Source organism: Kitasatospora gansuensis (genome assembly GCF_014203705.1).
GTDB classification, from domain to species: domain Bacteria; phylum Actinomycetota; class Actinomycetes; order Streptomycetales; family Streptomycetaceae; genus Kitasatospora; species Kitasatospora gansuensis.
Window position 1 is genome coordinate 3,768,778 of sequence record NZ_JACHJR010000001.1, and the last position, 18,416, is coordinate 3,787,193.

The window sequence follows — 18,416 nt, forward strand, 5'->3', positions numbered from 1 at the left end:
CACTACGCTCAGGGGACGTGAACCACGGCACCTCCTTCGCGTGCGCACCGGCCCGCCCGGACACCAGCGCACCCCCCATCGGCACGCTCAGCCCCCCGGTCCCCGACCGCACCCTGGCCGGGGTGCTGCGCACCTACCGGCTGACCCGGTTCAGCGCCATACCGGTCGCCGAAGGACTGCTCAACCGGGGGTACCGGGTGCAGACCGACACCGGCCGGTTCTTCCTCAAGTGCTACGTCGACCAGGCCACCGCCACCCGCCCGGTGGTCGCCGCCCAGCACCGCGCGACCACCGCGCTGGCGGCGCTCGGCCTGCCGGTCGCGCCCCCGGTCCGGACCCGGGACGGCCGCACCTGGACCAGCCACGGCGGCCGGCTGTTCGCCCTCTTCCCCTGGATCGAGGGCGGACACCGGCACGGCACCGAGCTGGACCTCCGGGAGAGCGGCGACCTCGGCGCGCTGCTCGGCCGCCTGCACGGCGCCCTCGGCGAGGTCTGCGCCCCCGTCCGGCAGCCGGCCGGCCACCGCTCCGCCGACCCCGAGGAGACCGCCCGCCTGGTCGACCGCCTCCGCGAACAGGCCCGCACCGCCGGGCCCAGCCCCTTCGACACCCTCGCCGAACGACGGCTCACCGAACGGCTCGACCTGCTCGACACCCACCGCCACCGCCGCCCCGCCCCGCAGGCCGCACCGCCCACCGGCTGGACCCACGGCGACTTCCACGGCCTCAACCTGCTCTACCGGAACGGCCGGGTGACCGCCGTCCTGGACTGGGACAAACTCGGCGTCCGCCCGCAGGCCGAAGAGGCGGTCCGGGCCGCCACCCTGCTCTTCGACGACCGCACCACCGGCGCCCTCGACCTCAACCGGGTCCGCCGCTGGTCCCGCGCCTACCGCGCGACCGGCGCCGCCACCACCACCGACCTGGCCGCCGCCGCACACCGGGTCTGGTGGGAACGCCTCAACGACCTCTGGATGCTCCAGTGGCACTACCAACGCGCCGACCACCGCGCCGACCCGCTCTTCCCCTCTTCGGCCGCCCAACTCACCTGGTGGTGCCAGGAGTACGAACAGGTCCTGGACGCCCTGACCAACTAGGCACACGCTCAGCCCCCAGGGGCCCGGGGAACGGCGGCGCCGACCTCGGGAAAGGTGATCGCCGCGTAAATGGTCAGGCACTTTCGCAGTGACCCGAACGCCAGATCTCCTCGCAGTTCCCCGAGCCCCTGGACAGTGCAACCGAGCGCCCTGCAAAAAGCTGAGAGTTACGAGTTGGTCTGGTTCGGGTTCGCCGCAGGCGTGCTCGGCGGGGCCGGGTTGGACGAGGAGTTGGCGGGCGACGGGCTCGGCGACGGCGACGGGCTGGGTGACGGGCTCGGGGACGGGCTCGTCGACGGCGACGGGCTCGGCGATGCGGAGTGGCTCGGCGACGGGCTCGACGAGGCCGACTGGCTCGGTGTCGGGCTCGAGGACGGCGACGGCGTACGGGGAGTGCTCTTGGGGGCCGACGGGGTCGGGCTGTCCGCCGACGGGCTGGGCGAGGCCGAGGCGGAGGCGGACACCGCCGGGGTTACCGGGTTCTCGGTGCCCTTGTCGCCGTTCAGCGCCAGCCCGATGCCGACGCCTGCGGCGCCGAGCACCAGCAGCACCCCGGCCACCACCGGCCAGGGGTTCCGGCGTCGCTTCGGCTCCTCGTCGTCCGAACCGCCGTCACCTCCGCCGTCGACCGCGGGGTACGGCGCGGACGGCGTCCGGAACGGCGAGCCGACCGGGTACCCGAGGACGGCCGTCGGATCGCTGCCCGCCCCGACGCCACCGAGCGGCTCGGTGATCGCGGTGCCACCGCTCGGGATGCCCTCGTAGCCGGGGTAGCCGCCGGTGTTCCCGGACCCGGCCGCCGCCAGCCCCGCCGCGGCGGCAGCGGCGGCCGCGGCACCCGCCGCGTACCCGGCCCCGGCCGCACCGTGCATCTCGCGCAGCGCGTGCTGCAGGTGGGCCCGGAACTCGTCCGCGCTCTGGAACCGGTCGTCCGGGTTCTTGGCCAGCGAGCGCAGCACCATCGCGTCCAGCGCGACGGGCACCCGGTCGTTGGCCTCCGAGGGCGGCACCGGCGCGTCCTGGACGTGCTGGTAGACCACCGAGAGCGGGGTGTCGCCGGTGAACGGCGGGCGCAGCGCCAGCAGTTCGTAGAGCATGCAGCCGGCCGCGTACAGGTCGGAGCGGTGGTCGACCGCCTTGCCGAGGGCCTGCTCGGGCGAGAGGTACTGCGGGGTGCCCATCACCATGCCGGTCTGGGTCATCGTGCTGGCCGCGCCGGTGAGCGCGCGGGCGATGCCGAAGTCCATCACCTTGACCGCGCCGCCGGTCGTGATGATCACGTTGGCGGGCTTGATGTCGCGGTGCACGATGCCGTGCCGGTGGCTGTAGGCGAGTGCCTCCAGCACCCCGGCGATGATGATCAGCGCCTGGTCGACCGGCGGCGCCTCCTCGTCCACCAGCAGCTCGCGGACGGTCCGGCCCTCGACCAGCTCCATCACGATGTACGGCGTGGACTCGCCGTTCTCGATCTCCTCGCCGGTGTCGTAGACCGCGACGATCGAGTGATGGTTGAGCGAGGCGACGGAGTGCGCCTCGCGGGTGAACCGGAGCCGGGCGGTCTCGTCCTGGGCGAGTTCGGTACGGAGCAGCTTGACCGCGACGGTCCGGGCCAGCCGGACGTCCTGGGCCGCGAACACCTCGGCCATCCCGCCCCGGCCGAGCCGGTGGGTGAGCCGGTAGCGGCCGTCGCCGACGGTGCCGAGCGGTGCGGCGGTGCCCCGGCCGGGGGTGGCGGGACCGGAAGCGCCGGCGGGCAGCACGGCCGTCTCCGCCGTCTCGGCGGTGCTGGGTGTGGCCGTCGGCACCTCGGGCGTCTCGGGGGTCTCGTCCGCGCCGTCGCCCGGCTGCTGTGTCTGTGCCATCACTCCTCGCCCCGGGCGGGTCGCCCTGTCAGTTGCGTCCTTGGAACGCTACCGCTTCGGCGGGCGCGCCGTGCCGTGGCGGAGCCGGTGCGACGGTCAGATCGGCCGGTCCGGGAGGTACTGGCTCGAAGCCGTCGAGGCGCCGGTACCGTACGTGTCGTCCTGCCGGTTCTGCTCCTGCTTGGCCGCCACGATGGCGACGATCACCACGGCCAGCACGATCACCCCGATGATCACCCCGACCACCACCAGCGCGGTCGAGCAGCCGTTCCCCTTCGCCGGCTGCGGGGCGAACTGCGGTGCAGTGTACGGCTGCTGGGGGTACGGCTGCCCCACCTGGTACGGCGAGGGCTGCTGCTGCGGGAACGGCCCCGGCGTGTGCGGCCCCGGGTACGGCTGGGCGAAGACCGGCGGCGGCGGGGTCTGCGGGCCGTACGGCGGCGGGGTGGACGGCTGGTACGGCTGGTGCACCTGCGGGGTGGGCCCGCGCAGGTCGCCGCCGACCTGCGGGAAACCGGTCAGCGAACTCCCGGCCGCCCCCGGGCCGCCGGCCGACACCGAACGCGGGCCCTCGCCGATCACCAGCGGGGTGGCCGCGCGCAGCGGCGCACCGCCGTCCGGCACCCCGGCCGCGATCCGCTCCAGCTCGGCCCGCATCGCCTCGGCGGTGGGGAACCGGTGCGCCGGGTCCTTCCGCAGCGCCCGGGCCACCAGGGCGTCCACCCCGGGCCGGACCGCCGGGTTGAGGCCGGAGGGCGAGGGCGCCTCCTCCTGCACGTGCTTGTACGCGATCGAAAAGGGCGAGTCGCCGTCGAACGGCAACTGCCCGGTGAGCAGCTCGAACAGCATGCAGCCGACCGAGTAGAGGTCCGAGCGGGCGTCCACGCTCTTGCCGAGCGCCTGCTCGGGCGAGAGGTACTGCGGGGTGCCGACCACCATGCCGGTCTGGGTCATCGAGGTCACCCCGGACTGCAGGGCGCGCGCGATGCCGAAGTCCATCACCTTCACGGTGCCCTTGGCGCTGACCATCACGTTGCCCGGCTTGATGTCCCGGTGCACCAGGCCCTGGTCGTGCGAGGCCTCCAGCGCGGACAGCACCGCCCCGGTGATCTTCAGCGCCTGGTCGGCCGGCATCGCGCCGTGCTTGGCGATCGCCTCGTTCAGCACGTCGCGGAGCGCCTGGCCCTCGACGTACTCCATCACGATGTAGGGGGTGGTCGCGCCGTCCGGGCCGATGTCCTCGCCGCTGTCGAAGACCGAGACGATGTTGGTGTGCTGGAGCCTGGCGACCGCCTGCGCCTCCCGGCGGAACCGCTCCCGGAAGGCCGGTTCCCGACCCAGCTCGGTGTGCAGCGTCTTCACCGCGACCTTGCGGTCCAGCACGGTGTCGTGGGCCAGGTGCACGGAGGCCATCCCACCCTGGCCGAGCAGGTGCCGCAGCACGTACCGGCCGCCCGCCAGCGAGTGGCCCTCGACCGTGCTGCCGTCCTCGCCGCTCATGCTCCCCTGCTTCCCCCTCCGGCTGTGGAGGTGTCCCGGCTGCGCGGCCGTCCGGGTGCAGAACCGGACCGACCCCGGCCGCCGGCCCGCGAGGGCCCGACGACAGGGGTCAGGGTATCGGCTCGACCCACCGCCATCAGGGCCGGGGCGAGGCCGTGTCCGAGCTGGAACGAAGTCCGCGCAGCAGCTCTACAGGTAGGGGCCCGAACGGATGCCGCGGCCCTCCACCGGCTCGTCGAACTCCGCCTCGGCGCCGTGGCTGCCGGGCGGCAGCGCGCGCCGCATCTGCTCCAACTGGGCCCGGGCCGCCATCTGCTGGGCGAACAGCGCGGTCTGGATGCCGTGGAACAGGCCCTCCAGCCAGCCGACCAGCTGGGCCTGGGCGATCCGCAGCTCGGCCTCGGTCGGGATGGAGTCCTCGGTGAACGGCAGCGAGAGCCGCTCCAGCTCCTCCACCAGCTCCGGCGCCAGGCCGAGCTCCAGCTCCTTGATCGAGCTGGCGTGGATGTCCTTCAGCCTCGCCCGGCTGGCCTCGTCGAGGGGGGCCATCCGGACCTCCTCGAGCAGCTGCTTGATCATGCTGCCGATCCGCATGACCTTGGCGGGCTGCTCGACCATCTCGGTCACCGGCAGCTCACGCGGCTCCATCGCCTCGCCCTCCCCGATCCGGCCGAACCCGGACCCGGGGACCGCGCCGACCGGCATCCCGTCCGGGCCCACGATCAGCACCTTCGGGGCGTCCTCCGACTGCGACCGTTCGTTCATCGGCTTAGTCATAGCTCCTTCATATGCTTCACGCGGGGGGAGGGTCAACTCACCCACCATCATGCCGGGTACGAGGCCGCCCGCGCCGGTGATCCGCCCTGACCCGGCGTCAGCGGCGGCGCAGCCGCAGGCCCACCAGCGCCAGCCCGCAGCCGATCATCGCCAGCCCGGCACCGAGCGGCAGCTGCAGGTTGGAGGCGTCGGTCCAGCGCAGCGGGGCGGCGAAGTCGGCCGCCATCCGGACGGCCGCCGGGGCCCGGTCGGCCACCTCGGCCGGAGCGGACGGTTCGGCCTCTCCCTCCCACTCGACCGGCTCGGCCGGGGCGGCCCAGCCGGGCAGCGGGACCACCGGCTCGGCGGCGGGGGCCGCCGGCGCGGGCGGCCGGGGCGAAGGCTCCTGCTGCTGCCGGGCGGGCGCCACCGGCAGGACGGGCGCGGCCGGACGGGCCGGGATGGCCGGGGTCGCCACCGGGCTCGGGAGCGGGGTCGGGGTGGGCTCCACCGCCGCCCGGGTGGGCGTCGGGGCCGGGCTCGGCTCGGCGGACGGCTCGGCACTGGGCGCGGCGCTCGGCGTCGGGGCGGGCGAGGGCTCCACGGACGGCACCGGCGAGGGCTCGACCGGCTCCGACGGCTCGGGCTTCGCCGGGACGGACCGTACCGGGCTCGAACTCGGGACGACCGGGAGCTGAACGGTGGGCAGCACGGGCAACGCGGGCAGCTGAGGGAGTACAGGCAGCGCGGGGAGCTGGGGTATCAGCACCGGCGGCACGGTGGGCAGCACCACCGCCACCTGCGGCGGACCGGCCTGCTCCCGCTCGTCCGCCAGCGCGGTCGGCCCGGCCAGCAGCAACGGCACCGCCACCCCGGCCAGCACGGCGGTGCGCCACACCACCAGGACCGGAACGGGACGTGCTGAGAACGCGAACGGAAGTGCGGCCACGACGGGAGGTCCTTCCGACGGCCGACCGCGCTGCGACGCGGGCGGCGGCGGGACAGCTCCGCACCAGACTCACATACTCCGACAATCAAGGCATTTCGGACTCGCCGGGAGCTCGCCGGGCCGACCGCACCTGCGGCCGGCCCCCGGTGCTCAGCGTGCCAGCAGCACCTTGCCGACCTGCTCGCCCGCCTCCACCACGCGGTGCGCCTCGGCCGCCTCGGTCAGCGGCAGCACCCGGTCGATCACCGGCCGCACCACCCCAGCCTCGATCAGCGGCCAGACGTGCTCGCGGACGGCCGCCACGATCGCCGCCTTCTCGCCGAGCGGGCGGCTGCGCAGCGTGGTGGCGGCCACCGCGGCCCGCTTGGCGAGCAGCTTGCCGAGGTCCAGCTCGCCCTTCACCCCGCCCTGCAGACCGATCACGACCAGGCGGCCGTTGGTGGCCAGCGCGTCGATGTTCCGGTCCAGGTACTTGGCGCCAATGATGTCCAGGATCACGTCCGCCCCGGCCCCGCCGGTGGCGGCCGCGACCTCCTCGACGAAGTCCTGCTCGCGGTAGTCGATGCCGACGTCCGCCCCGAGTTCGGCGCAGCGGGCCAGCTTGTCGGGGCTCCCCGCGGTGACCAGCACCTTGGCACCGACCGCCTTGGCGAGCTGGATCGCCATCGTGCCGATACCGCTGGCACCGCCGTGCAGCAGCACGGTCTCGGCGGGGCGCAGGTGGGCCACCATGAAGAGGTTGGACCAGACCGTGCAGGCCACCTCGGGCAGCGCGGCCGCCTCGGTCACGCTCAGCCCCTCCGGTACCGGCAGCAGTTGGCCGACCGGCACGGCCACCAGCTCGGCGTACCCGCCGCCCACCAGCAGCGCGCAGACCTGGTCGCCGACCGCCCAGCCGGCCACCCCGGGCCCGAGGGCGACGATCCGCCCCGAGCACTCCAGCCCGGGGTACGGCGAGGTGCCGTCCGGCGGTGCGTAGCGGCCCTGCCGCTGCAACAGGTCGGCCCGGTTCACCGCGCTGGCCGTGACCTCGACCAGCACCTCCCCCGCGGCGGGCACCGGATCGGGCACCTTCGCCCACACCAGCGCTTCGGGACCACCGGGCTGAGGAATCGTCATCGCATGCATGCGTCCGACGGTACTGCCCCGGCCGGGGCCGATCACGGACGCCGCCGGGGCGGTCTCAGGCGGGCTTGATGGTGATGACGCGGTCGGTGAGCTGCAGGACGGCGGCCTCAGGTTCGGTGTAGTTGAGGACCCGCCGGCCGCGGACCACCGCGACCACCAGATCCACGCAGTCCCTCGGGCTGTGCCCCGCCTCGGCCTTGGTGACCGGACGCTCCACCACGTCCAGCCCGTTCCCGTACGTCAGCAGATCCTCCATCACCGCCCCCGCATGCGGACTCAGCATCGACATCCCCAGCAACCGACCCGCCGAACTCGAACTCGTCACCACCACATCAGCACCGCTCTGCCGCAACAACGGCGCGTTCTCGTCCTCCCGCACCGCCGCCACCACCGTCGCGTGCTTGTTCAACTGACGCGCCGTCAAGGTGACCAGCACCGAGGTGTCGTCCCGGCCCGGGGCGACCACCACCCGGGCGGCGCGCGCCAGTTCCGCGCGGAGCAGGGTCTCGGTGCGGGTGCCGTCGCCCTGGACACCGACCAGCCCGTCCATCGCGACCTGATCGATCACCTTGGCCTGCGGGTCGACGATGACGATCTCCCGCCGGTCGACCCCCTGACCCAACAGGGTGGCCACCGCATGGCGGCCCTTGGTGCCGTAGCCGATGACGACGGTGTGCTCCCGCACGGTGTCCTTCCACCGGCCGATCCGCCACTGCTGGCGGGTCCGTTCGGTCAGCACCTCCAGGGTGGTGCCGACCAGGATGATCAGGAAGACCACGCGCAGCGGCGTGATCACCAGGATGTTGGTGAGCCTGGCCCCGTCGCTGACCGGGGTGACGTCGCCGTACCCGGTGGTGGAGAGCGTGACGGTGGCGTAGTACGCGGCGTCCAGCAGGTCCACCGAACCGTCGGAGTTGTCGTTGTAGCCGCTGCGGTCCAGCCAGACGATCAGCGTGGTGGCGACCAGCACCGCCAGGGCCAGCACCAGCCGCCTGGAGACCTGCCGCAGCGGCGGCTGCGGCGGCTGGGTCGGCAGGGTGATCCGGCTGCCGGACTCGGGGTCCGAGTCCGGGCGTCTGCTCAGGCGGTACCTCGATCGCCGCGAGGGGGTGCGGCCGGGCCCGGAGGGCTGATCGTTTTTCGTCACGTGGACCAGGATGCCGCCGACCGTCGCACCAGGGCCGCTCCGGCCTGGCGAGTCGCGGATCCCTGACGGCCCGGCCGTGACCGGGTATCGTCTCGCGCACGCCAAGTGGGCCAGGACGGTGCCCACTTCGGGATTCCTCTGGAGGAACGTCTTGAGTCTCAGCTTCCTGCTGACGTCCCTCGCCATCGTCGCGACGCCCGGCACCGGTGCCCTGTACACCGTCGCGGCCGGCCTGTCCCGCGGCACGCGAGCCAGCGTCGTCGCCGCCGTCGGATGCACGCTCGGCATCGTGCCCCACATGATCGCCGCGATCACCGGCCTGGCCGCGCTGCTGAACACCAGCGCGACGGCCTTCCAGACGATCAAGTACGCCGGTGTCGCGTACCTGCTCTACATGGCCTGGGGCACGCTGCGGGACAAGGGCGCGCTGGCCGTCGAGGAGGACGCGCCCGCGCTGCCGGCCCTGAAGGTGATCACCACCGGGGTCGCGATCAACCTGCTCAACCCGAAGCTCACCATCTTCTTCTTCGCCTTCCTGCCGCAGTTCGTGGACTCCGGCCGTCCGGACTCCTGGCTGCGGATGACGGAGCTGAGCCTGGTGTTCATGGCCCTGACCTTCGTCGTCTTCGTGGCCTACGGCCGCTTCGCCGCCGCCTTCCGGGACCGGGTCGCGGCCCGTCCCTCGGTGGTGACCGGCATGCGCCGCACCTTCGCCGGGGCCTTCGCCGCGCTGGCCGGTGTGCTGGCTTTCGAGATCTGACCGCTGTCGGGGGCGTGAACGCCGTCGACCGGCCGGTGGGCTCGGTATCGTCGCCAGCACGCCCAGTCGTCGACCCGCTGGAGGTCCACCGTGCGGGAGCACACCGTCGTCATCGGCTACGGCACCAAGGGCCGCCATGCGGTGGCCACCCTGTTGGGTCAGGGGGTCGACCGGCGGGAGATCGTCATCGTCGACCCGCAGCGCAAGGTGATCGACCAGGCCACCCGGGACGGACTGACCGGCGTGATCGGCGACGCGACCAGGACCGAGACCCTGCTGCGGGCCGAACTGCCCACCGCCAGCCAGGTGGTGGTCGCACCCGAGCGGGACGACACCGCCGTACTGGTCACCCTGACGGCCCGCCAGCTCAACAAGACGGCCACCGTCGTGGCGGCGGTGCGGGAGGACGAGAACGCGCCGTTGTTGCGGCAGAGCGGTGCTGATGTGGTGGTGACCAGCTCCAGCTCGGCGGGTCGGTTGCTGGGGATGTCGATGCTGAGTCCGCATGCGGGGGCGGTGATGGAGGATCTGCTGACGTACGGCAACGGGCTGGACGTGGTGGAGCGTCCGGTCACCAAGGCCGAGGCGGGGCACAGTCCGAGGGACTGCGTGGATCTGGTGGTCGCGGTGGTCCGCGGCCGGCGGGTCCTCAACTACACCGAACCCGAGGCCGCCGTCCTGCAGCTCACCGACCGCGTCATCACCATCAAGCCCGCCTGACCGGGGGTCAGGGCGTGGCCAGGGTCTCGGCCCGGCCGTCGGCCGGCACGCCGCCGGGCGGGACCACCGCGAGTGCCTCGGCCAAGGCCAGGCCGCGCAGCATCGCCGGACCGTCGAAGGCCAGCGGCACCAGACCCCGGTCGGTCCTGACCACCGGGAGCAGCCGGGTGTCGGTCGGATGGCCCGGCAGCGCGGCGGCCACCGGCTCGGTCCGCAGCTCCGGGCCCGGGCGGCCGGCCAGCCGGCCGAGCAGCGGCAGGGCCAGCGTGACGGCGCCCGCGACGGCGGCCAGCGGGTTGCCCGGCAGGCCCACCAGGTGGCGGCCGTCCGGCAGTTCGGCCAGCAGCATCGGGTGGCCGGGGCGGACCGCCACCCCGTCCACCAGCAGCCGGGCGCCGGTGGCGGTGAGGGCCTCGTGCAGGAAGTCCACCGGCCCGGCGGCCGTCCCGCCGGTGGTGACCACCACGTCCGCGGGCGAGTGCCGGATCGCGTCCCGGAGCAGCCCGAAGTCGTCCCCGACCCGGCGCTGTCCGATCAGCTCCGCACCCGCGGCGGCCAGCCACGGCGGCAGCAGCGGCCCGAGCGCGTCCCGGACCAGACCCGCCCCCGGGAGGCCGGAGTCCAGCAGTTCGTCACCGAGCAGCAGCAGCTCGACGGTCGGACGGCGGTGCACGGTCAGCCGGTCGTACCCGCAGGCCGCGGCCAGCCCGAGCACCGCCGGGGTCACCACCGTCCCGGCCGGCAGCAGCGGCTCACCCCGGCGGCACTCCTGGCCACGCGGCCGGACGTCCTGACCCGGCGTCACTTCGCCCAGCCCGTGCAGCACCACCCCGTCGGTCCGGCCGTGCTCCCGGCGCAGCACCCCGGTGGCACCCGGCGGCAACTGCGCCCCCGTGGCGATCTGCACCGCCGCCCCGTCGGCCAGCGGCCCGCACGACTCCCCCGCCAGCACCCGGCCCGCCAGCCGCCACGGCCCGGGACCGGCCACCGCCCAGCCGTCCATCGCGGACGTGTCGAAGGCCGGCAGATCGGTGAGCGCCTCCAACGGCCCCGCCAGGGTCTGCCCGAGCGCCGCACCCAGCGCGAGCCCGACGGTCGGCAGCGGCTGACGGACCGCCAGCCGGGCCGCCCGCCGCGCCTGCGGCCACGGGCAGTGCCGCAGGGCCCGTACGGGAGCGGCGGCCGCCACCGTGGTCACTCCTGCTCCCCGGCCCAGCGTTCGGCCAGCGCCGCCGTCCTGGCCTGCGCCCGGGCCACCTCGGCCGGTCCACCGCCCTGCTGGGCGGCCGCGTAGCCGACCAGGAACGCCGTCAGCGGCGCGGCGGGCCTGGCCACCCCGTGCGCCACCACCCGGGCGAGGTCCAGCAGCCCGGCCACGTCCACCTCCAGGTCGATCCCCAGCTCGGTGGCGACGTCGGCGATCCAGTCATCCAGCGTGCGCTCCATGGCCCCATGCTGCCTGATCCACCGCCGCCCACCACGCTCCGGGCCATGAGCATCGCGCGTCGTTTCCCTCACCCGCCCCGGGGCTCACCCGTGAGCTCGACGCCAGGTGGCACACGCAGGGGCTCCGTCCCCCTAAGACATGTCTGCACGCCGGATTGCGTGCTGACGGTGGCCCCGCCCGGATCTCGCCGGAGCGGGGCCATGGTGGTACTACTGCTGGCCGAGGAGCTTCCGCACGGCGGGAGCGTCCTCGGGGCAGGCGTAGACGGACCATGCGGGGCCGCTCTGCCGCTTGATGGCGCCGACCAGCACCGGGGTAGCCGTAGGCCGGTTACAGCGGCAGCAGCGCTGTTTGATGGGCTCGGCCTGCCGGGGGCCGAACTCGCGGTCGCAGAGCTGACAGTCCCACGGCCCGGAGCATCGCCGCTCGGTGCTGTCGTTCTGCGGCCACTGGTCCCCGAGGCCGTTCGCGTGGTCGTCCTGGTGCTCGGGGTCGAGTACGCACGGAATGCGGTGCCGCCCGACAGGGAATCCGTTCTCCCATCCGGGACGGCGCGCGCCACAGGTGGGCGTCTTGGTGGTGGGCTTGGTCATCACGCCACAGCCCCGGCGAGGCAGTGCGCACCTTCGTACGTGTAGCCGGGATCGGGCAGCTCATTGGACACCACCGCGAGGGTGCGTCGTCGCTCGACTCGCTGCCGTTCTTCGTCCCGCTCCCACAGCGGCACCACCTTTACGGGCTCGGGCTCCACCTCGGAAGTCGGCTCGGACTTCGGCTCGACAGCCGCGGGGATGTGGTGGGCTCGCCGCTCCCGCTCGACTGCTGCGGCGGCGACTTCCTGCCGGGTCGGGCCGACGGGCAGAATCCGAACCGGGGCAGGCTGGACTGCGGGCGACGGGTTCGGCTCGGGGGTGGTTACGGGGAACACGGGCCGCTCGCGGTAGTGGTAGGCGGGCACCCGCAGTGCGGGCACGTCCACGGGGATCGGTCGCGGTGCTCCGACTCGGTGGCGGCCGGTCGGGGTGTTCGTCGCGCCGCTCATGTAGAGCGCCAGGACGAACGCTGCGACCAGGCAGCCGGCCACTGTGTATAGCCAAGCCCTGAATATAAGGTCGGACATGTCGGCAGCTCCCTAAAGCTGTGCAGACGTGCCCCGGTGACTGTTAGCGCAGTCCCGGGGCGTTTCAGTTACGACGGTAGACCAACTCCTCTACCCTCGTCTACCAACGTTGGCCTATAGCTTGGGATGTCCCCCGTTGTCTACCCTTGCGGGATGGCCTCGGAAATCGACTACGACTCGCCCACCCCGCCGTACCAGCAAATTGCGGCGGAGATCATCCGCGACATCGAGTCCGGGGCCCTCGCGGTGGATCGGCCCATCCCGTCAGAGTCCAAGCTGATTCAGCGATGGGGCGTGGCACGGGACACCGCTCGACGGGCGGTCCGGCATCTGCGCGAAGAGGGGTACGCGTACACCGTCCCGCAGCGCGGCACCTACGTTGCGGATCGGAGTGGCACCACACCGCAAACCCGATCGGGCGATCCCAGCTAGTTGCGGAGGCAGACAGCCCGCAGCATGGCGGCATGGCTATTGACGCGAACGAGTACGTACGCAGTAGCACTGAGGCGCTTACTCGCATCTGGGGCCTGAGCATGGGCCATCCCGTCCCGCGAGAGATCCTGGCGGCCGTGGCTGACCTGACTCAACTGGTGATCGACTTGGAGACCGATCAGAACGTCTCTCCGAAGGTCACGGACCAACTTAGGGCGACCGCTAAGAGCTGGGAGGCTGCCAATCGAGGGGCGTAAGCCCCGCCGCCGACGCGAAGCAACCCCGCCCGGGTCACCTCCGGACGGGGCTGGCCACGCTGACGGCGTCAGCTTTCGAAACTCTCGCCTGAGCGCTGCTGGTGAACCCCGGCCAGCAGGTAGCCGAGTTGGTCACTGTTCAGCGCGTCGCGCAGGGCTGTCAGTTCGGCGGGGGTACCAACGACCACGGCGCCGGGGCTGGCCACGTTGGCCAGTGCGATTCGGCGGTCGGCCATGACGGCCAGCACGAACCCGTCCACGTCTCCGTCATCATCCGGCGGTGCCGCTGCTTCCCAGTGCAGGCCCCAGAACCCGTCCGGGTAGAACTCGACTGTACTCACTGCTTCTCCTCCGGCATCTTCACATGTACGTCGGTCCAAATCGCTTGCCAATCAAGCCTGTTGATGTGTCCGTACCTGTCGCCCTGCTCCATCACCCGCAGTGTGGCCATGGTCAACGCTTCGTCAGGCTGCTCCGTGAGCCGCAGAGACACCCGCAGGTGCCCCTCCTCAGTCCATGTGATCGACGGCGGACGCCCGTACAACATGTGAAGCGCCTTGGCGATCTCCCGCGCTCGTGCCTTGGCGTCTTCGCGCGGCGACGCCACTACGCCGCCGCCGGCTGAATCGTCACCAGATGGGACCAGCCGACCAGCGCGAACGACAGGTCGAGACGACCGTCACGGGTCAGAAACTCCGTCACTCGTTCCACCGCATCCGGCCGGGTCAGGAAGTACTGGTAGGCGTCCGCCTGCACCGCGCCGAGCGGCAGCACCCGCAGCGACTCCCACAACGCCGCCAGTGCGTCCGGCAGATGCTTGAACGTGGCGGGCTCGGTGATGCCCTCGATGGACACCGTTACGGCGGTCGTCGTTCGCTTTCCCAGCAGTACCGACATGGGCTGCTCCCCTCGCTGTGGAGACGCCAGGTTGGCACTCCCTTTCGGACGTATCAGGCCCATAGCCCAGACAGTTGGCGCGTTCCGGCGGTAGCGTCAGAGAACGCCCAAACGTCTATGGGGGATGACTTGAACACTGCCCTACGATCAGCTATGTCCGCTGCTGGTCTTACGCCACGCCAGTTGGCGGGCCGTGTGGGAGTGACGGGCAAGACGGTCGAACGCTGGCTGTCGGACGATGACCTGATCCCCCACGCGCGGAACCGGGAGGACGCCGCTCAGGCGCTGGGAGTTGACGCAACTATGCTGTGGCCGAAGGCAGTTCGGGACGTACTGAAGACCGGGTCAGATCGGGAGATCGTCCGCAGCTACCCGTACCGATCGGCATGCCCGTCCTCTGTATGGGGAGAGCTGATCACAAGCGCGAAGTCCGAACTCTTCTTTGCCGGATATACGAACTACTTCCTGTGGCTCGAACAACCGAACCTGGTCGAGACACTCCGACGCAAGGCCGCCGCAGGCTGCCGGGTCCGCTTCCTCATGGGTGACCCTGCCGGGGAGGTCACGCGTCAGCGCGAGGCCATCGAGGACGTGGCACTCACCGTCTCCACCCGCATCCGGATCACCTTGGAGCACCTGCACCGGCTCGGGCCCGTCGAGGGCGTGGAAGCTCGGTTCACTGCCCCGGAAGACGCGATGAACCACGTGAGCCTGTCCGTGTTCAGGTTCGACCACAGCGCCCTGGTGACGCCACATCTCGCCCGCCTCGTCGGACACGACTCACCGCTCATGCACCTGCGAGGCGCAGGGGAGGGCGGAATGTGGTCCCGATTCACCGACCACGCCGAGGAACTGTGGGAACGAGCAACCCCCGCGCTCTGAACCGTCTCAGCACGTCAAGGTCCGGAAATGCCGAAACGGCCCCCGACCCACCGCCCGCTAGGGGAGGTAGATCAGGGGCCGTTGTGATGCTGGTTGCGGGTCAGTCCCAGATATCGGAGTCGTCGTCCGGTTCGGGTGGGGCGATGGCGACCCGCGCGCTCGGCGAGAGCCCCAATTCGCGGATGTAGCGTGCGAGTTGTGAACGGTATTGCGCAGCGATGGTGGCGGCGCCGTTCTTCACAGTCCCGCGCTCGGCGGTCACCATCAGCCCGCGCTCCGAGAGGTCCCGCTCCGCCTGGTCGATGCGGGCCACGCAGACGCACAGGTCCTTGACGGTGGTGTGGTCCACCTCGCCGAGGCCGGCTGCCACCTCAAGCGCGGGAACGACGCGCCGCCACTCCTCGGACGCCACCGCGCGGCACCGGGCGTTGGCGCGCTCGGTCTCAGTGAAGCGGGACGTGGTGAACACCTGCCGCCAGTCGGGTTCGGTGAGCACGGCGCGCGGGACGATCACCCCCTCTTTGATCTCTCGTTTGGATGGATTCCCTTCCCGTACCCGCACGTTGGCGGGTGTGGGTCGGTATCGGTCGGCCATTCGGTCTCCTCTCGGCATCGTGTCCGGGATGCCGGGCTGCCCAAAAACGGTCACAGCTCCGGCGAGAGTTTTTTGCCTCCCGCCCGCGCTTTGGGCCCCGGGAGGGGAGTCACCCCCCTGGGCAACGCCCCTGGTCAGGGCCTCGGAGGGGCTTGACGCGCTCGCTGGCCCATCCTCCGGGCTGGTGAACGGCCGTCTCGCGGCTGTGACACGACGTGCACAGCGGGCGGAGCCGTGACCAAGCGTCAGGATCGGGCACGCCTCGGGCGACCAGCGATCGGCGCGACTCGGGGAAGTGGTCAGCCACCACCGCAGCGCGAGCACAGAGCAGACACCACGGGTGCGCGTAGATGAACGCCTTCCGGATGCGTGGCCAGCGAGGGCCGTACGCGCTTCCGCCTGGTGTCTCGCGCTGTGCGTCCGCCTCGGCCTGGTGGCGAGGGCAACGACCACCAGTGGTCAGCTCGGGGCACCCGGGCACCGAGCATGGGGGGCGAGGCTTTCGCGGCATGGCGCTCCAAGAGTCGCGGGCTTGTGACGCCGGTTGCATGATTTATATATGGACATGACGCCCGATTTGGCAAAGCAATGCGCGGTAATCATTCCGGCATTAAGTATCGCCATTGCCGTCCAGATTAACGCTGCACATGCAGAGCTGCAACGAAAAGACAAGAAAGCTCACGCCCTTCGACAGAAGGCCCGCTTGGAGAATTTAAAGTACGAGAGCGGATCCGTAGAGGCGGAAACGATTAGGGAGTCTCACCAGCACTTCCAGCCATGGGTCGTCGCCGGAATCTTTGCTTACTTCTATGCGGGGGCCGCAGGTCATGCAGTAATGCTTTGCTTGAGATTTTTGGCAAACAGTCCCGGACCCGATCCCGGGAGTTGGAATGCGGCGTATCTCGTTACCATCGTGGGGGTGGGTTTCGTTGGAGCCTTGGCAATTCCCTTTGTGAAGTTCATCGAAATTACCGTCTATCGCCACGAAAGTAGAAAATTGGCCCTGAAGAGCATCGAAGAAAAAGAAGACAAACTAGACTAATAGATGACTTCAAAGTCTTCACTTGTCTTGAGCCTGTGGCAGGCCCTACAGAGCGCCCACACGTTCGCGTCTGTGTCCTCGCCACCGAGGGCGAGCGGGGTCCGGTGGTCTATGTCGACCAGCTCGGCGGGGAAGTCCTCGCCGCACAGCTCGCACCGTGCCGAGCCCGCTCGGTCGACCAGCCGGCGAAGCCTCTCGGTGCCGCTGTGGTGGCGTGAGACCAGCCGTTGCAGCCGTCTACGGGCTCGAACACTCGGACGCGCTTCGTAGGCCGTGTGATGGGCTCTACAGCGCCCCCGGTGCGTCGGTGCGTCGGGGCAGTCGATACAGCGCACGATGCCCCCTGGTTGGTAGTTGGGTCCTGGTGCCCGCCCCCGGACTCGAACCGGGATGACACGCGCCGTGGTTGGCGCGCTGCCTCGCCGTTTGGGCTAGGTGGGCTCTGTGTGGCAGGCGAACCGCTTCACCCCTGCCTCGGACACCCCGGAGCTTCCGCCGTTGGTGTCGTTCCTGTTGGTCCTAGTGCCCCTCGCGGGGCGGTGGGGACCGCACTCGGTTAGTCCCTTTCGGTGCGCCCTGGCGGACGCCGTTACTCGGGCTGGTGCGGTCCCCTCGCTCTGCCTCACGACTCCGGCGGGACTACCGGCGGGTTGATCGGTCGGCCGTCCGACTGCCTCGGTGTCACGTCGACGGCCAGCAGCCGGCCGGGGTCGTGGGGGGCGCGCATCGATTGGACACCTCGCGGCATCGGCGACCCACCGTTGGTTACTGGCAGGCCAGTTGGAGAGTCGGACCACACGGGCCACCCCTGCGCATCGCGGGGAAAGTACGGATAGGTCCCGTCCGGGCCGGGGTCGAGTGCGTCAACGGCCATGTCAGTCTGCCGCTTCGATGTAGGCGGTTCGCTTGGCGTCCAGTTCCTCGGCGTAGTCCGCGCCGATCTCAGCGGCCATGCGCTCGGTGGTCTCGATGAGGTCGTCCACCAGACGCAGGTCGTACATGCGCGGATCTGGCACAGTGAGATTCTGGCCAGTGGCGGACTGGGCTCGCTGGGCGGCGTGCATGATCTTCTCCCGCTTATACCGCTCGGCCCGGGACGCCATGTACGCCATGAACCACGGTTCTTCGGCGAGCAGTTCGGCGAACCGTTCCCGGTTGGCCTTGTCGGCATCGCTGGCCTGCTGTGCGCGCTCACGCCACGAAGCGGCGAACGCGCGGTCATACTCGGCGGCTCGCTCGGTACGACGGGCCTGTTCGGCCTCTTCGGCGACCGCTAGGGCGGCTTCGGCCTCGGCGAGCGGAGTCGTGAACTTGTCGGCCTGGGCGCGCAGCTTGGCGAGCTTGTCGGCGGCCTTGGAAACGTCGGGGTTCATGGTCAGACCTCGCGATCGGTGGGGGCGGAAACGTTGCGGCCGAGCTGCACGGCGGCAGCCTTCGCGATCTCGTAGTGGCCGAGGGAGATGCGGGAGAGCGGGTTCATCTGGTCGTACTGCTCGGGGCGGTCGCGCTTCATCTCGGCAAGGTGCTCCATCGTGGAGTCGTACTGGAACGAGTCGGCGCGCAGACGGAGCTTCGCGGTCGCCCGGTCCTCGTAGGTGTAGGTGAAACTGCCAGGGTTGCTCACGGTGCTACCTCCGGTGGGCCGCTTGTCGACGGCATAAAGAAGCCCCTGCCCGGGGCGCCGGGAAGGGGCGGTGAAACTGGTCCTGCCCCAAATCGGCGGGCAGGCTGTACGGATGTAGGGGCGGGCACTCGGCCGGTCGGTTCCCCTCGGTGGGGTGTGCGGTAGTCCTGCGCTCAGTCCCTCAGCAGTAGAAGAGGGGGA

The 18,416-nt window shown here is 71.2% G+C and carries 20 protein-coding genes, 1 tRNA gene and 2 pseudogenes; 6 read left to right on the forward strand and 17 right to left on the reverse strand.

The features are described 5' to 3' along the window. The first annotated feature begins 17 nt into the window (after window positions 1-17). The gene (locus F4556_RS16505) at window positions 18-1,097 is read left to right on the forward strand and encodes a phosphotransferase (RefSeq protein WP_184916216.1); all 1,080 of its coding nucleotides are present in this window, start codon (window positions 18-20) and stop codon (window positions 1,095-1,097) included. Window positions 1,098-1,264: 167 nt separating this feature from the next. On the opposite strand, the gene F4556_RS16510 is transcribed toward F4556_RS16505, so the two are convergent. The 6 genes and pseudogenes from F4556_RS16510 to F4556_RS16535 all read right to left on the reverse strand — a co-directional run bounded on the left by F4556_RS16510 (window position 1,265) and on the right by F4556_RS16535 (window position 8,439). Next, window positions 1,265-2,959 (reverse strand): protein kinase domain-containing protein, encoded by a 1,695-nt coding sequence (locus tag F4556_RS16510; RefSeq protein ID WP_184916219.1) that lies wholly within the window; start codon window positions 2,957-2,959, stop codon window positions 1,265-1,267. 156 nt (window positions 2,960-3,115) lie between these two features. Next, window positions 3,116-4,459: pseudogene (locus tag F4556_RS16515) on the reverse strand (protein kinase domain-containing protein); the annotation flags it as partial. 189 nt (window positions 4,460-4,648) lie between these two features. Further along, on the reverse strand, window positions 4,649-5,236 hold the full coding sequence (locus tag F4556_RS16520; protein ID WP_184916225.1) for a bacterial proteasome activator family protein: 588 nt from the start codon (window positions 5,234-5,236) through the stop codon (window positions 4,649-4,651). A 97-nt stretch (window positions 5,237-5,333) separates the two neighbouring features. Then, window positions 5,334-6,164, reverse strand: coding sequence for a hypothetical protein (locus F4556_RS16525; RefSeq protein WP_184916229.1), 831 nt, complete (start codon window positions 6,162-6,164; stop codon window positions 5,334-5,336). Window positions 6,165-6,314: 150 nt separating this feature from the next. Then, window positions 6,315-7,292: an NAD(P)H-quinone oxidoreductase gene (locus F4556_RS16530; RefSeq protein WP_184916233.1), complete on the reverse strand. Its 978-nt coding sequence runs from the start codon at window positions 7,290-7,292 to the stop codon at window positions 6,315-6,317. Between the two features lie 55 nt (window positions 7,293-7,347). Next, complete coding sequence (locus tag F4556_RS16535) at window positions 7,348-8,439, reverse strand: potassium channel family protein (RefSeq protein WP_376775710.1); 1,092 nt, start codon at window positions 8,437-8,439, stop codon at window positions 7,348-7,350. Between the two features lie 151 nt (window positions 8,440-8,590). Here F4556_RS16535 and F4556_RS16540 point away from each other — a divergent pair, with 151 nt between their 5' ends. Together F4556_RS16540 and F4556_RS16545 are read left to right on the forward strand one after the other, a co-directional pair. Then, a complete protein-coding gene (locus tag F4556_RS16540) occupies window positions 8,591-9,199 on the forward strand; it encodes a LysE family translocator (RefSeq protein ID WP_184916239.1) in 609 nt (202 codons plus the stop codon). 75 nt (window positions 9,200-9,274) lie between these two features. Then, window positions 9,275-9,919: pseudogene (locus tag F4556_RS16545) on the forward strand (potassium channel family protein); the annotation flags it as partial. Window positions 9,920-9,926: 7 nt separating this feature from the next. Here the strand turns inward: F4556_RS16545 and F4556_RS16550 are convergent. The 4 genes from F4556_RS16550 to F4556_RS16565 all read right to left on the reverse strand — a co-directional run bounded on the left by F4556_RS16550 (window position 9,927) and on the right by F4556_RS16565 (window position 12,486). Next, window positions 9,927-11,117, reverse strand: coding sequence for a molybdopterin molybdotransferase MoeA (locus tag F4556_RS16550; RefSeq protein WP_313068328.1), 1,191 nt, complete (start codon window positions 11,115-11,117; stop codon window positions 9,927-9,929). Beyond that, window positions 11,114-11,365, reverse strand: coding sequence for a DUF6457 domain-containing protein (locus F4556_RS16555; RefSeq protein WP_184916242.1), 252 nt, complete (start codon window positions 11,363-11,365; stop codon window positions 11,114-11,116). The genes F4556_RS16550 and F4556_RS16555 overlap by 4 nt, the downstream gene beginning before the upstream one ends. A 210-nt stretch (window positions 11,366-11,575) precedes the next feature. Continuing rightward, complete coding sequence (locus tag F4556_RS16560) at window positions 11,576-11,959, reverse strand: hypothetical protein (protein WP_184916245.1); 384 nt, start codon at window positions 11,957-11,959, stop codon at window positions 11,576-11,578. Continuing rightward, window positions 11,959-12,486: a hypothetical protein gene (locus F4556_RS16565; protein ID WP_184916247.1), complete on the reverse strand. Its 528-nt coding sequence runs from the start codon at window positions 12,484-12,486 to the stop codon at window positions 11,959-11,961. The genes F4556_RS16560 and F4556_RS16565 overlap by 1 nt, the downstream gene beginning before the upstream one ends. Window positions 12,487-12,639: 153 nt before the next feature. Between F4556_RS16565 and F4556_RS16570 the strand changes: the two genes are divergently transcribed. Then, window positions 12,640-12,918: a GntR family transcriptional regulator gene (locus F4556_RS16570; protein WP_246511032.1), complete on the forward strand. Its 279-nt coding sequence runs from the start codon at window positions 12,640-12,642 to the stop codon at window positions 12,916-12,918. Between the two features lie 325 nt (window positions 12,919-13,243). On the opposite strand, the gene F4556_RS16575 is transcribed toward F4556_RS16570, so the two are convergent. Together F4556_RS16575 and F4556_RS16580 are read right to left on the reverse strand one after the other, a co-directional pair. After that, on the reverse strand, window positions 13,244-13,516 hold the full coding sequence (locus F4556_RS16575) for a hypothetical protein (protein ID WP_184916253.1): 273 nt from the start codon (window positions 13,514-13,516) through the stop codon (window positions 13,244-13,246). Window positions 13,517-13,781: 265 nt separating this feature from the next. After that, window positions 13,782-14,072, reverse strand: coding sequence for a hypothetical protein (locus F4556_RS16580; RefSeq protein WP_184916256.1), 291 nt, complete (start codon window positions 14,070-14,072; stop codon window positions 13,782-13,784). A 303-nt stretch (window positions 14,073-14,375) separates the two neighbouring features. Here F4556_RS16580 and F4556_RS16585 point away from each other — a divergent pair, with 303 nt between their 5' ends. Continuing rightward, window positions 14,376-14,954: an XRE family transcriptional regulator gene (locus F4556_RS16585; protein WP_344370832.1), complete on the forward strand. Its 579-nt coding sequence runs from the start codon at window positions 14,376-14,378 to the stop codon at window positions 14,952-14,954. A gap of 100 nt (window positions 14,955-15,054) precedes the next feature. Here the strand turns inward: F4556_RS16585 and F4556_RS16590 are convergent, their stop codons facing one another. Then, entirely contained in the window at window positions 15,055-15,549 is a 495-nt protein-coding gene (locus F4556_RS16590) for a phage terminase small subunit P27 family (protein WP_184916262.1), read from the reverse strand. Window positions 15,550-16,108: 559 nt separating this feature from the next. On the opposite strand from F4556_RS16590, the gene F4556_RS16595 reads away from it, so the two are divergent. Further along, a complete protein-coding gene (locus F4556_RS16595) occupies window positions 16,109-16,591 on the forward strand; it encodes a Rossmann-fold NAD(P)-binding domain-containing protein (RefSeq protein WP_184916265.1) in 483 nt (160 codons plus the stop codon). Here F4556_RS16595 and F4556_RS39455 read toward each other — a convergent pair. The 4 genes from F4556_RS39455 to F4556_RS16615 all read right to left on the reverse strand — a co-directional run bounded on the left by F4556_RS39455 (window position 16,588) and on the right by F4556_RS16615 (window position 18,215). Then, window positions 16,588-16,926: an HNH endonuclease gene (locus F4556_RS39455; protein ID WP_184916268.1), complete on the reverse strand. Its 339-nt coding sequence runs from the start codon at window positions 16,924-16,926 to the stop codon at window positions 16,588-16,590. The two genes, F4556_RS16595 and F4556_RS39455, sit on opposite strands and share 4 nt — an antisense overlap. Before the next feature lie 27 nt (window positions 16,927-16,953). Further along, window positions 16,954-17,032 (reverse strand) — tRNA-Gly (locus F4556_RS16605). A 434-nt stretch (window positions 17,033-17,466) separates the two neighbouring features. After that, window positions 17,467-17,964, reverse strand: a complete 498-nt coding sequence (locus F4556_RS16610; RefSeq protein ID WP_184916271.1) for a hypothetical protein — start codon at window positions 17,962-17,964, stop codon at window positions 17,467-17,469. Between the two features lie 2 nt (window positions 17,965-17,966). After that, on the reverse strand, window positions 17,967-18,215 hold the full coding sequence (locus tag F4556_RS16615) for a hypothetical protein (protein WP_184916274.1): 249 nt from the start codon (window positions 18,213-18,215) through the stop codon (window positions 17,967-17,969). Window positions 18,216-18,416: the final 201 nt, after the last annotated feature.

What these genes read in the sequence shown, in the direction of transcription:
- F4556_RS16510 (WP_184916219.1), bottom strand. Translation starts at nt 2,959, where the DNA reads ATGGCACAGACACAGCAGCCGGGCGACGGCGCGGACGAGACCCCCGAG.
- F4556_RS16530 (WP_184916233.1), bottom strand. Translation starts at nt 7,292, where the DNA reads ATGCATGCGATGACGATTCCTCAGCCCGGTGGTCCCGAAGCGCTGGTG.
- F4556_RS16590 (WP_184916262.1), bottom strand. Translation starts at nt 15,549, where the DNA reads ATGGCCGACCGATACCGACCCACACCCGCCAACGTGCGGGTACGGGAA.
- F4556_RS16560 (WP_184916245.1), bottom strand. Translation starts at nt 11,959, where the DNA reads ATGACCAAGCCCACCACCAAGACGCCCACCTGTGGCGCGCGCCGTCCC.
- F4556_RS16565 (WP_184916247.1), bottom strand. Translation starts at nt 12,486, where the DNA reads ATGTCCGACCTTATATTCAGGGCTTGGCTATACACAGTGGCCGGCTGC.
- F4556_RS16580 (WP_184916256.1), bottom strand. Translation starts at nt 14,072, where the DNA reads ATGTCGGTACTGCTGGGAAAGCGAACGACGACCGCCGTAACGGTGTCC.
- F4556_RS16555 (WP_184916242.1), bottom strand. Translation starts at nt 11,365, where the DNA reads ATGGAGCGCACGCTGGATGACTGGATCGCCGACGTCGCCACCGAGCTG.
- F4556_RS16520 (WP_184916225.1), bottom strand. Translation starts at nt 5,236, where the DNA reads ATGACTAAGCCGATGAACGAACGGTCGCAGTCGGAGGACGCCCCGAAG.
- F4556_RS16595 (WP_184916265.1), top strand. Translation starts at nt 16,109, where the DNA reads ATGGACATGACGCCCGATTTGGCAAAGCAATGCGCGGTAATCATTCCG.
- F4556_RS16585 (WP_344370832.1), top strand. Translation starts at nt 14,376, where the DNA reads ATGCTGTGGCCGAAGGCAGTTCGGGACGTACTGAAGACCGGGTCAGAT.
- F4556_RS16610 (WP_184916271.1), bottom strand. Translation starts at nt 17,964, where the DNA reads ATGAACCCCGACGTTTCCAAGGCCGCCGACAAGCTCGCCAAGCTGCGC.
- F4556_RS16570 (WP_246511032.1), top strand. Translation starts at nt 12,640, where the DNA reads ATGGCCTCGGAAATCGACTACGACTCGCCCACCCCGCCGTACCAGCAA.